Here is a 12196-nt window from a genome sequence, read left to right as displayed (position 1 = left end):
GTTAAAATGAAAGATGAAATCACAAAGGTAGATATTTCAAAAGTAGATGCAACAACTGGAAAAGAAATCGAAGGGGCTAAACTTACATTAAAAGACAAGGAAACAGGTGAAGTAGTTGAATCGTGGATTTCTGGAAAAGAACCACACCGAATCGAAGGATTGACTGTTTCAAAAACTTATGTTCTTCATGAAGATTTAGCACCTGCAGGTTACAATGTTGCAAGTGATGTTGAATTTACAATCTCTGATACAGGAGAAGTTCAAAAAGTGGTCATGAAAGATGAAGCAAAACCTGTTGTTGTAAAAACAGGTGATGATAGTAATATCAGTTTCTATGTTGCAATGGGAATGTTTGCTTTAGGTTTGATCGTATGTTTCTATGCAAAAAGAAAATATGGAGAAAAGAATGACAAATAATGTCTGTTCGGTTTTAGCTTCACTTCTTATTCTTTTTGGAGTTGCTGGTTTAAAAATATATATTCAAATCAGACATCTGAAACAGATTAGACAGAAAATGAAGGGGAGAAATTTCTCCCTTTTTTCATTTGATAGAAAGGAAGATAAAAAGTGAAAGAATTACAAATAAAAGAGATTTGCCAAGAAATAATCGATAAACAGACCAAATGTAATTATTCAGTTGAGTATATCCTTAAAAATAAGGATGATATCGTTCGTGCAGTTGCTGTAAATAAACATACAAAAAGCACTATCCAACTTGATATTGTCGATGGTCGAAATCATACACAGAATCTTGATTATTTTAACTTCAATCCAGATTTGTTTTTGTTTAGTGATTTAGAAAGAGAATATGAATTGCTTTATGCACCGTTGAATGTTCATTACGATATTTGGCGCTATTCTAAAGAAAATCATGAAACTCTTATTCATAAAAAAGGAATGAATCTTTATTTTGATTTTTGTAAGCGGAAAGATATTACAGAAAATACAATGTTCTTATTGAGTCTTAATAAAATAGATATTTCAAAATTCTATCATGAAAAAAATGGCTCGTATGAAATCATTCAGGAAATGCATATCAATGATGATTCGATTGTTATAGGATACAGTCCTACATCTCCAGCTAAATTTGTTACTTGGGAAACAAATGGAAATAGAAAATATGGATTTTATACAGGACATTATTTTAATGATTATGAAGAAGCATATAAGGATATGGAGAAACGTTCAAAATATTTACTTGAGCAGAATCTGTGTAGAAAAAGGAACTTTTTAAGAAAAAATAAAATAAATCAAGAAAGGTAGGTGAGATGAAATGAATAAACTAGATACATTATATGAACTTCTTGAAAAATCATGTCATGATATTATTCAAAGTGAGGAATCATGGCTTTCATTTTTAAAAACATCCGGCTATCTTTATAATTTTAATTTTACCAACCAACTATTGATCTATCAGCAAAGACCTGATGCAAAAGCATGTACAGACTTTGAAACATGGAACAACAGGATGAACAGGTGGATCAAAAAAGGTTCAAAAGGTATAGCTCTTATAGATGATGATGGTCGATATACAAAAATAAGATATGTTTTTGATATTGCTGATACAAGGAGCCCACGTAATAGAGAACTTCATTTATGGAGTGTAAAAGAGTCGTTTCATAAACAATTGATAGATAAAATTGCAAAACAATTTGATATGACTTCAAATAACGAGGATTTAGGAAGTTTCATCAAAGAAATTGCAAAGGAACAGACAGGCTATTATGTTGATGATTATTTTAAAAGGTTGATGAAATTAAAAGACGGTTCTTTGCTAGAAAGCTATGAGGAAAATGAACTAAAGAATCTTTATAGAAATCTTTTAGAAAATTCAGTTGCCTACAGTTTAATGAGCAGATGTGATATTGAAACAAGATTTTATTTTGAAGCGGATGATTTTATATCAATAGAACTTTTTAATACACCTGAAATGTTGGGAGTAATAGGTAATTCCTTTCAGGAAGAAAGTAATTCACTTTTAAATGTGATTTCTCGTATTACAAAAGAATTGATAATTCAAAATCGCACATTTGAAAATAACAATCGTTTAGTAGATGATAAAATTGAAAAAAATGAAGGGAGTGTTATCAATGGAACAAATCACATACTCAACAGTGGGAGATTATCAAATGCCCAATTTGACAGTAGACAAGGAGATACCTTTAGGAAAATACGCAATGATGAAGAAAAAGTATCTGAAGGAACAGCAGCCAGAGATTCTCTTTTCACTTCGAGTAAGGAATCAACTGAACTCTTACTTAATGGAAACAGAGAAGAAAGCAAACGAGATGATAGAAATGTTGATGAAGGAATTGTTAACGAAAAATCCAGCACCAAACAAAGAGATACATCAGATGGAATGGGTACAGCATATGAACAACCTTCAAAAAACAGCGGAAGAAATCATTCTGAAGGAGATAATCTACAATTAGATTTAGGAATTGAAGAAGTCGATAAGGAAAAGGGTGGCGATAATGTATTGCCACACTTTGATTTAAGTGATTTACCTCAACTCTTAAGAGAAGATGTTTCATTGCAACATAGCAAAGAAGAAATTATTCAGTATTTTCATGAGCACACGGATGAAATTGAAAGGGCAGATTATTTAAAAGAATGTTATGATGATACGCTTGTTCAAACATTCAGGTGTCCAGAACATTATGACTATAGTTATCTTGGCTATAAAAAAAGAAATGATGGATTGGATGTATGGAGTGGTAACTACTTGAATATGAAAAGTAAATCGTACTTGTCTTTTTTTCAACTTCAAAGCTATCTTGCAAAAATTATTGAAAAAGATGAATATCTTACATCGCCTTATGAAAATGAATCAGGATTAAAAAGAGCATATGAAAACAAAATCATCAATGCGAATGTCTTTTATCATGTTTTTCAGTATAACGATGAACTTTTAGAATCTGCAGGAAAAATCATTGAGTTTTTTCAAACACATGACAGTGATGAAGAACGTTGTGAATATGTTCAACGTATATATCCTGACAGTATAAGAGAATGGAAAGTTGATGATGTCATTCTTGGATATGACAGATTAGATGATGGGTTGCATATTTATTTAGGAACTTTTGATAATCAAGTTGTTTCTTATGATTATTCATGGAATTTTGTTGCTAAAAAAATTGATGGCATGATATTATCTCGATATTTTGCACCAGATATACAGATTCCATCACTGGAGGAACAAAAAAATGCAGTATATGAGAATATTCAAAATTTTGAAAATGGAATCTATTTTTCACAACAGGAAATAGATAGAGTATTGACTCGTGGAAGTGGATTTGAAGAAGGCAAATACCGAATCAATCAAATGTTTTCAAAAAATACTACATTGAAAGAAAAGGTTCAGTTTCTAAAAAAAGAATATGGAGAGGGTGGAAGTTCTCCTGCAGTAGGTTTTATAAATGTCAATTATGATGCTAAGGGAATGAGTTTAAGTCGTTATCGTGAGATTGGAAAAGATGAAATCAAAATCACTTTAAAATGGGATAAGGTTGCTAAAAGGATAGATGAACTTATTCAGCTTGACAGATATCTTAATAAAAAAGAAAAAGAATATTATCCAACATTCTTGCAAAATCAACTTCAACATCAACTCGAATATGAAAGGAAAAGTATTAATCAAAGTCTTATCCCTGAATCTTCTGATGATTTACAGAATGAAAATATTCCAAAAGAGTATCAATGGAACTTGGGAGACAGCGTATATGTTGGAGCAACAGAATACAAAATTATTGAAAGTGGTAATGAAATAACTTTACAGGATGAAAGCTTCCCATTGTTTTTAGAATATTATTCTAAAGATGATTTTCTCAAATTGTTAAAAGAAAACCCATTAAATGACCATTTGTTAAAAACAATAACACAGGAAGTTCAAGATATAAACATTGATAGTTCAAACCATACAATCATTAAGAGGTACCTTCCTGACCTTGAAGATCAAATTAAGCGTTCTATGATTTATCCCGCATTACGTGATAGTGATACAACAGATGAAGAGGCAGAAGATTATATTCGAGAAGAATTGATTTCTATTATGCCTTCTTATGAAACGAAGGATCCCGATTTTTATAACAGATATCTTAATGATGATGATTTTAGAAAATCGCTTGTTGATTATTTGATTGATAGAACTTATGAAGATTATTCAATATCTAATGATATTTTCAATAAAGAAAATGAAGAAAATAGTCAGTTGTTTGAAAAAATGAAAAAAATAGTACCACGTATTATGAATGAAGTCTCTGGTTTTTGTAACATGATAACTGCAAGTGACAATGATGATCCTTTGATGATTCTATATGATCATGATGAAAAAACAATAGACATGTTCCACTATTATGAGGTAAATGGTATAGAAGTAAGTGAGCCTTATATGACCTTTAAAGTTGACTTTTCAAAAGAACTGTTAGAGCCGATTTCATATAAAAATGACTCAATTGATATTGAAATTTCTTCTGATAATAAAAATAAAGACGCTTTATCAACCAAAGATGATTTAGAAAATTATGCAAATCAATGGCTTGATAAACTTTTAGAAAAAAATTATATAGTTGAATCCAAGCAGGTATTTAAGGATAGCATTAACAAAAGAGAGATTTATCATATAGATTATGATGGCTCTTTTATTGTTTATACTGACATGCCTTATTCTTTAGTAAAGGAGTTCGCAGATAATTATAATTATATTGTCCCAGATAAGATTCAAAAAGAAGATATTTCAATTGATCCTGTTCAATCTGAAAAGATAAATTATCAAATCATGGATAAAGATTTAGGTAAAAGAACTCCAAAAGAAAGATACAACGATAACGTAGCAGCAATCAGACTGCTTTTTTCTTTAGAAAAACAAGGAAGAAATGCAACAAAAGATGAACAGGATATTTTGTCACGATATGTTGGCTGGGGAGGATTAGCAGATGTTTTTGATGAAAGTAAATCGAACTGGGCTAATGAATATCTTGAACTCAAATCATTGTTGAGTGAGGAAGAATATAAAAGTGCAAGAGAGTCAACACTGACTTCTTTTTATACTTCACCTGTTGTTATTGAAAGTATTTATAAGGCATTGAACAATTTAGGATTCAGACATGGTAATATTTTAGAACCATCATGTGGTATTGGTAATTTCTTTGGTAAGCTTCCAGATGAAATGAAAGATTCAAAGATGTATGGTGTGGAGTTGGATTCAATCAGTGGTCGTATTGCAAAACAGCTTTATCAAAATTCAAATATTGCAATAGAAGGTTATGAGGAAACTAAGTTACCAGATAGTTTTTTCGATGTAGCTGTTGGAAATGTGCCATTTGGAAACTTTAAGGTCGTAGATAAAAAATATGACAGGCTGAATTTCAATATCCACGATTACTTTTTTGCAAAAACAATCGACAAGGTAAGACCAAATGGAATTATTGCATTTGTGACTTCACGTTATACAATGGATAAAAGAAACAGCAATGTAAGAAGATATATCAATGAAAGATGTGAACTTTTAGGTGCCATCCGTTTACCTAATGATGCTTTTGGTGATACAAAAGCGGTCAGTGATATTCTGTTTCTTCAAAAAAGAGAGCGTCCTGTTTTAAAAGATGATGATTGGGTTTCAACAGGGATAACAGAAGAAGGATATGTCATCAATCAATATTATATTGATCACCCTGAAATGATCTTAGGAACAATTGAAAAAACACATGCAATGTATGGCAGAGAGGATATAACGGTCGTAGGATATGATGAACCTCTCAATGAATCATTTGAAAAAGTTATCTATAATATCAAAGGTCACATAGATGAAGTTGATATTGTGGAAGAAAATGAAAATGAGATTGAAAGTATACCCGCTGATCCACAGGTAAGAAATTATTCCTATACTGTTATAGGCGATAAGGTCTATTACAGAGAAAATTCTTTAATGAATAAAGTTGATGTTGGTGATACAACATTTAAAAGAATAAAAGGCATGATTAGAATACGTGATACTGTCAGAGATTTGATTACCTATCAAAGTGAAGATTATCCAGAGGAAATGATTGCTAAAAAGCAAAGTGAATTGAATGATTACTATGATGTTTTTACTCAAGCATATGGTTTGCTCAACAGTCGAGGTAATACCATTGCATTTAGAGAAGACAGTTCGTTCTATCTTTTATGTTCTTTAGAAAATTTAAACGAAGATGGAACTTTAAAATCAAAAGCAGCCATGTTTACTCAAAGAACGATTCGTAAAAAGAAAGAGTTTAACAATGTTGCTACAGCTAATGAGGCATTGATGGTGTCTTTAAGTGAAAAAGCAAAAGTCGACATTAATTATATGAGTGAATTGACGGGCATAAGTAATGAAAAAATCAAAGAAGATTTAGATAGTATCATATTTAAAGTCCCTAGTGTTTTAAATGAAGAACAGGAAGAATATGTAACAGCTGATGAATACCTTAGTGGAAATATCAGAGAAAAATTAGAAGTAGCTAAAATGTCAGCAGCAATTGATCCAAAGTATCAAAAGAATGTAGAGGCTTTAGAAAAGGCAATGCCTAAAGAACTTACAGCCAGTGAAATTGAGGTCAGACTTGGGGCAACTTGGATTCCAGTAGAAATCTATCAGCAGTTTCTTTATGAGTTACTTGATACACCTAGCTGGGTAAGAAACTATACGAAGATTTCTTATTCTTCTTATAATGCTAATTGGAATATCAGTGCAAAGAATATGGATAAAGAAAGTGTAAAAGCTGATAAGACTTATGGCACTTCAAGAGCAAACGCATATAGATTGATGGAAGATTGTCTTAATTTGAAACAGACAAAAATATTTGATTATGAATATGATGATGACGGTAATAAACAAGCAATTCTTAATAAAAAGGAAACGATGATTGCTCAACAAAAACAGGATACAATCAAAGAAAGCTTCAATAATTGGATTTGGAAAGATCCTCAAAGACGTGAAGAATTAACACAGATTTACAATCGATTATTCAACAGCATAAGACCCCGTGAATATAATGGTGATCATTTAGAGTTTCCAGGAATGAATCCTGAAATTACTTTACGAGAACATCAGAAAGACGCCATAGCACATATTCTTTATGGTCAAAATGTTCTTCTTGCTCACGTAGTGGGGGCAGGTAAGACTTTTGAAATGACGGCAGCATGTATGGAATTAAAAAGATTAGGTTTAGCACAAAAGCCGATGCTTGTTGTTCCCAACCATTTAGTTGAGCAATGGGGAGCAGAATTTTTACAACTCTATCCAAGTGCCAACATTCTAGTTGCAACAAAAAGAGATTTTGAAAAGAAAAATAGAAAAAAGTTGTTTTCTAAAATGGCAACTGGTGAATATGATGCTATCATCATAGGACATTCACAATTTGAAAAAATACCAATGTCAATTGAAAGGCAGAAGATGAATATTGAAAATGAAATTGAAGAAATTACAAATGGAATAAGTTCTTTAAAAGCAAACAATGGAGAAAGATTTACAATCAAACAGTTAGAAAGAACCAAGAAAGGCTTAAAAGCAAAACTCGAAAAACTGAATAAGAATGATAGAAAAGACGATCTAATTACTTTTGAAGAAATAGGAGTGGATCGTCTTTTTGTTGATGAAGCACATTTTTATAAAAATCTTTTTCTATTTACAAAGATGAATAATGTATCAGGACTTTCTACAACAGATGCACAAAAATCTTCAGATCTTTATTTGAAGTGTAGGTATTTGGATGAAATTACAGGAGGAAAAGGGGTTGTTTTCGCAACTGGAACACCTATTTCCAACTCGATGACGGAAATGTATACGATGCAGCGTTATTTACAGTATTCTACTCTAGTTAAGCATAATCTTCAGCATTTTGATTGTTGGGCTTCTACTTTTGGAGAAACAAGCACGAGTATCGAACTTGCCCCTGAAGGTTCTAGATACAGGATGAAGACTCGTTTTTCTAAATTCTTCAATCTTCCTGAATTGATTAATATGTTCAAGGAAGTAGCAGATATTAAGACGGCTGATATGTTGAATCTTCCTGTTCCTAATGCTCATTACCAAAATGTAGCAGTTAAACCTTCTGACATTCAAAAAGAACTTGTTGAAAGTTTAGGTGAACGTGCTCAAAAAATTAGAGATGGAACAGTTGATCCTCATGAGGATAATATGCTTAAAATTACGAACGATGGAAGAAAATTGGCACTTGATCAAAGGCTTATCAATGAACTTTTACCAGAAAATAAAAATAGCAAGGTCAATGCCTGTATTAAAAATATATTGAAGATATATCATGAAACAGTGGAAGAAAAAAGTACACAGCTTGTCTTTTGTGATATGTCTACTCCTCGTAATGATGCATTCAATGTCTACGATGAAATTAAAAATAAACTATTAGAAGAAGGAATCCCTGAAAGTGAAATTGCATATATTCATAATGCAAAAACAGATGTTAAAAAGAAAGAACTCTTTTCTAAGGTTCGAGAAGGTAAAGTAAGAATTCTGATAGGTTCGACAGGTAAAATGGGAGCTGGAACAAATGTACAAGAACGCTTGATAGCAATACATGATCTGGATTGCCCTTGGCGACCTTCGGACTTGGAGCAACGCGCAGGAAGAATCGTAAGACAAGGAAATAGAAATAAGGATGTTTATATTTATCGTTATGTAACAGAAGGTACATTTGATGCTTATCTATATCAGTTGGTTGAAAATAAACAAAAATTCATAGGGCAAATTATGACAAGCAAATCTCCTGTAAGAAGTGCTGAAGATATAGATGAAGCTTCACTTTCTTATGCAGAGATAAAGGTACTAGCGAGTGGAAATCCCAAAGTGAAAGAAAAGATGGAGCTTGATACGAAAGTATCCAAATTAAAACTTGCCAAAGCAAACTATCTCTCTCAAAAATATGATTTAGAAGATAGAATTATTAAATATTATCCACAGAAGATTAAAAACATTAAGACAAGGATTGAAGGGCTAGAAAATGATATAAAAGATTTAAAACCTCAAAAAGAGTTTCAACAAATAAAAATCAAGGATATGTTGATAGTGGATAAAAAACAGGCAGGAAATGCAATACTTCTTGCCTGTAAGGAATATGATGGTCAGGATAAAAAATACATTGGGGAGTATAGAGGATTTGATTTGTACATTCAGTTCAACAGTTTAAGTCAATATTACATCATGTCTTTAAAGAAAGAACTTTATTATCCTGTTGAATTAGGAAATGATGTTTATGGGAATCTTACAAGAATTGATAATGCTATTGAAAATATTCCAAAAAGTTTAAAAGTGGAAAAGGAACTTTTTCAAAATACATTGCAACAGTTGCATAATGCTGAACTTGAAGTAGAAAAGCCATTTGAAAAAGAAGATGAATTGAATAATGCCTTAAAGAAACTGTCCAAAATCAATAAAGAACTTGATTTAGATAAGAAAGAAAATATTCCAGATACTTCTGTTCAAAAAAACGATACAGGTGTTGATCGTAAATCAAAAGTAAATAGGATGCGATAAGTATGTCAAATAAGTTTTACACAGATGAGGAGGCACAAGAATTACAAAAGTTGGATGTATTTACTTATCTGTATAATTATGAACCAAGTGAACTTGTTAAATCAGGGAAAAATGAATATCGAACGGCAACGCATTCCTCTTTGGTTATCTCTAATGGTAAGTGGATATGGTTTTCTCAAGGAAAAGGTGGGGTAAGTGCAATCAGTTATTTAATGGATGTTAAAGGTATGAACTATTATAAGGCTGTAAAATATGTTGATAAATGTATAAGAGATAGTCCGCCTGTTTATCATGTAAACAAATGTTCAAAAAAGAACGATGGTATTTTCAGATTGCCAACCGTTTCAAAAGATAATAAAAAAATGATGTACTATCTAAAAAATAAAAGAAAAATTGATAAAGAAGTTATTCAATTTTATTATCAAAAGGGAATGATCTATGAATGCAGTTATGATCACTCTGTTGTCTTTGTAGGATATGATGAAAAAGGAATAGAACGTTATGCTTCAAAAAGAGCAACAGATGGTGATTGGAAGATGGACGTATTTAACAGTAATAAGGAATATAGTTTTCAATTGGTAAATAAAGAAAGTGATGTTTTAAATATCTTTGAAAGTGCAATTGACCTTATGTCTTTTCAAACTTTAGAGAAGTTGCATAAAAGGAATTGGAAAAAGAACAATTATCTTTCTTTATCAGGAGTAACAGCAATAGGTAATTCTATTGAGGAAAGTGAATTACCTATTGCCTTAGGTAAATTTTTAGAAATAAATCCTCAAATTAAAGTTTTAAATCTATATTTGGATAATGATAAGGCAGGAAAAAACAGTATTGCAAAGATCAATTATCTTTTAGGTAAAAACTATCAAATCTATGATAAAGGACCTAAAAAAATGAAAGATGTCAATGAAGTTCTGACAAGAAAATTTAAGCAAAAAGAAGAATACAGTAGATAGGAAGGTCATGGATCAAATTCGTGACCTTTTATTATACAAGGAGAAAATGATGAAAGAATATGTTGTTGAAATTACAGAAGTATTACAGCATCAAGAAACAGTAAAAGCTCATTCCAAAAATGAGGCAATTAATGTTGTAAGAGAAAAGTATAAAAATGAAGATGTAATACTTAATGATGAAAATATAACGGATTTAAGATTTGATGTTCTTGAGGTCAAGAAAAAACTTTTTGACAGGGAAAGATAGTTTTCCAGCAGGATAATAAATTCATTAAATAGAAGTATTATCCTGTTGATGACTTTTGTAGCAAGCAAGGACTTTTGTACCCAAAGTCAGCTTGTTAGGGACAATCCCTAAGACCCTGCAGGAAATGGAGTAGATAAAATTGAACAAGATCAAAAGAAATAAAGAGATAAAAGTAAGATTGTCTTTGATTGAATTAGAAAATTTAAATAAATGTGTTAAGAAAACAGGACTGTCAAGAGAAGAATATATTCGTACATTGATAAGTGGATATGTTCCAGCACCAAGAATCAGTGATGATGTTAAAGAAATTATTAAGCAGTTAAGAATGATAGGTAATAACTTAAATCAGATTGCAGTTATTGGTTATAAAACTGGAACAATTGATATTTTAAAATATAAGAGAAACTGTTCAGAACTTGAAAAAAATGTTCAATTAATATTAAGCAATGTTACTGAACCTACAAGGATGGAAAAGTAAAATGGCTACAACAAGTATATGGGCAGTTAAGGATAATTTGGACAGGGTTTTAAATTATGCTTCTAATCCTCTTAAGACAAAAGAAACGGATAGTGGTTATGAATATGAAGAACTTGGGAATGTTATTGATTATGCTGTCAATGATGATAAAACTGAAAGACAACTTTATGTCAGTGGTTTAAATTGTCATCCCACAACTGTTCTTCAGCAAATGGAACAGACAAAAAGGAATTCACACAAGGAGGATGGTGTTCTAGCATTTCATGCGTATCAGTCTTTTTTACCAGGGGAGGTTACTGCTGAAACAGCACATCAAATTGGATTAGAACTTGCCCATCAGATGTGGGGAGATGATTTTGAGGTATTGGTCTGCACACATACAGACAAGAAACATTTTCATAATCACTTTGTTATAAATTCTGTTTCATGGACAACATACAAAAGATTTTTAAACAAACATTCCGACTATGACAGAATGAGAAGGTTGTCGGATGCACTTTGTGAAAAGTATAGACTCAATGTAATCACAGATCCTAAAAAGGGAGTGCACTATTCTGAATGGCAAGCAAAAAAACAGAAAAAGCCTACACGAAGAACGCTTATAGAAGATGATCTTGAACGTGCTATTGCATCATCAAGAACATTCACACAGTTTTTACAATATCTTAAGTCTATTGGATATGATGTGAAAACAAATGTAAAACATATTGCAGTCAAACCACCCGGAGCACCTCGTTTTTTTAGACTTTATAAAGTAAGAAATGATGGAACATACAGCGAAGAAAATATCAAGAAAAGAATCATTGAACAGGATCTGTATTTTGAAAAAAGAACACGAATCAAAAGTAAATATCAATATCATGGAAATATCAAAAAGGCAAAAAAGATAAAAGGAATAAAGGCATTGTATTTCCATTATATGTATCGAATGGGAATTATCCCTAAAAATGGGGCTGTAAAGAAACCTAACCTTTTGGATTAGGTTCATCAGCCTCTTTTTTTAG

Annotated in this window: 8 protein-coding genes; all 8 read left to right on the top strand. The window is 31.4% G+C overall.

The genetic code is table 11. From position 1 onward, the window contains the following. Positions 1-417: SpaA isopeptide-forming pilin-related protein (locus tag LJD32_RS13405; RefSeq protein WP_227392624.1), on the top strand; the 417-nt coding region annotated here is incomplete at its 5' end. A 150-nt stretch (positions 418-567) separates the two neighbouring features. Continuing rightward, positions 568-1263 (top strand): hypothetical protein, encoded by a 696-nt coding sequence (locus tag LJD32_RS13400; RefSeq protein WP_117852038.1) that lies wholly within the window; start codon positions 568-570, stop codon positions 1261-1263. Between the two features lie 791 nt (positions 1264-2054). Further along, the gene (locus LJD32_RS15680) at positions 2055-2432 is read left to right on the top strand and encodes a TnpV protein (RefSeq protein WP_117852034.1); all 378 of its coding nucleotides are present in this window, start codon (positions 2055-2057) and stop codon (positions 2430-2432) included. Continuing rightward, positions 2360-9511 carry a DUF6908 domain-containing protein gene (locus LJD32_RS15415; RefSeq protein ID WP_412531063.1) on the top strand — a complete coding sequence of 2384 codons (7152 nt, stop codon included), beginning with the start codon at positions 2360-2362 and terminating at the stop codon, positions 9509-9511. The genes LJD32_RS15680 and LJD32_RS15415 overlap by 73 nt, the downstream gene beginning before the upstream one ends. Positions 9512-9513: 2 nt before the next feature. Then, complete coding sequence (locus LJD32_RS13385; protein WP_227392623.1) at positions 9514-10467, top strand: DUF3991 and TOPRIM domain-containing protein; 954 nt, start codon at positions 9514-9516, stop codon at positions 10465-10467. 49 nt (positions 10468-10516) lie between these two features. Beyond that, positions 10517-10714: a DpnD/PcfM family protein gene (locus LJD32_RS13380; protein WP_158556430.1), complete on the top strand. Its 198-nt coding sequence runs from the start codon at positions 10517-10519 to the stop codon at positions 10712-10714. Between the two features lie 139 nt (positions 10715-10853). Then, positions 10854-11192, top strand: coding sequence for a plasmid mobilization protein (locus LJD32_RS13375; protein WP_227359530.1), 339 nt, complete (start codon positions 10854-10856; stop codon positions 11190-11192). A gap of 1 nt (position 11193) precedes the next feature. Beyond that, a complete protein-coding gene (locus tag LJD32_RS13370) occupies positions 11194-12174 on the top strand; it encodes a relaxase/mobilization nuclease domain-containing protein (protein ID WP_227392622.1) in 981 nt (326 codons plus the stop codon). Positions 12175-12196 lie beyond the last annotated feature (22 nt).

Source organism: Faecalibacillus sp. TM498, assembly GCF_020589955.1.
GTDB classification, from domain to species: Bacteria; Bacillota_I; Bacilli_A; order Erysipelotrichales; family Coprobacillaceae; genus Faecalibacillus; species Faecalibacillus intestinalis.
This window is presented reverse-complemented; position numbering and strand designations above follow the sequence as displayed.

Excerpts from the sequence above, each read along its gene's own strand:
- LJD32_RS15415 (WP_412531063.1), top strand. The coding sequence starts at position 2,360 with ATGGGTACAGCATATGAACAACCTTCAAAAAACAGCGGAAGAAATCAT.
- LJD32_RS15680 (WP_117852034.1), top strand. The coding sequence starts at position 2,055 with ATGATAAAATTGAAAAAAATGAAGGGAGTGTTATCAATGGAACAAATC.
- LJD32_RS13380 (WP_158556430.1), top strand. The coding sequence starts at position 10,517 with ATGAAAGAATATGTTGTTGAAATTACAGAAGTATTACAGCATCAAGAA.
- LJD32_RS13370 (WP_227392622.1), top strand. The coding sequence starts at position 11,194 with ATGGCTACAACAAGTATATGGGCAGTTAAGGATAATTTGGACAGGGTT.
- LJD32_RS13385 (WP_227392623.1), top strand. The coding sequence starts at position 9,514 with ATGTCAAATAAGTTTTACACAGATGAGGAGGCACAAGAATTACAAAAG.